The organism is Sporotomaculum syntrophicum, assembly GCF_009932395.1.
Lineage (GTDB): Bacteria > Bacillota > Desulfotomaculia > Desulfotomaculales > Desulfallaceae > Sporotomaculum > Sporotomaculum syntrophicum.
Map to the genome: position 1 here is coordinate 1 of NZ_LSRS01000027.1, position 629 is coordinate 629.

Genomic DNA, 629 nt, shown 5'->3' on the forward strand with positions numbered 1-629 from the left:
AAGTGAGAATGCCGGTATAAGTAAGCGCAAAGGCAGGTGAGAATCCTGCCCGCCGAAAACCTAAGGATTCCTGGGGAAGGCTCGTCCGCCCAGGGTAAGTCGGGGCCTAAGCCGAGGCTGAAGAGCGTAGGCGATGGACAATCGGTTGAGAATCCGATACCACCTTAAAGCCGTTTGAAGGATGGGGTGACACAGTAGGGCAAGCCAAGCGCGCGGTTGGAAAAGCGCGTCCAAGCCCGTAGGGCGAACTGCAGGCAAAACCGCAGTTCAAACAGCCTGAGAGGTGACGGGGAGCGAAAACAAGTAGCGAAGTGGCTGCACCCAAACTGTCAAGAAAAACCTCTAACGAGGCTCTAAGGTGCCCGTACCGCAAACCGACACAGGTAGGTGGGGTGAGAATCCTAAGGCGCGCGAGAGAACCCTCGTTAAGGAACTCGGCAAAATGACCCCGTAACTTCGGGAGAAGGGGTACTCCGCTAGTGTGAAATCATTATCTGATGGAGCATGAAGGAGTCGCAGAGAAAAGGCCCAAGCGACTGTTTACCAAAAACACAGGTTCCTGCTAAATCGCAAGATGACGTATAGGAGCTGACGCCTGCCCGGTGCTGGAAGGTTAAGGGGAGAGGTTA

At 54.5% G+C, this 629-nt stretch carries 1 rRNA gene; it reads left to right on the forward strand.

The window, feature by feature from the left end:
* Positions 1–629 (forward strand): 23S ribosomal RNA (locus SPSYN_RS15505); the annotation flags it as partial.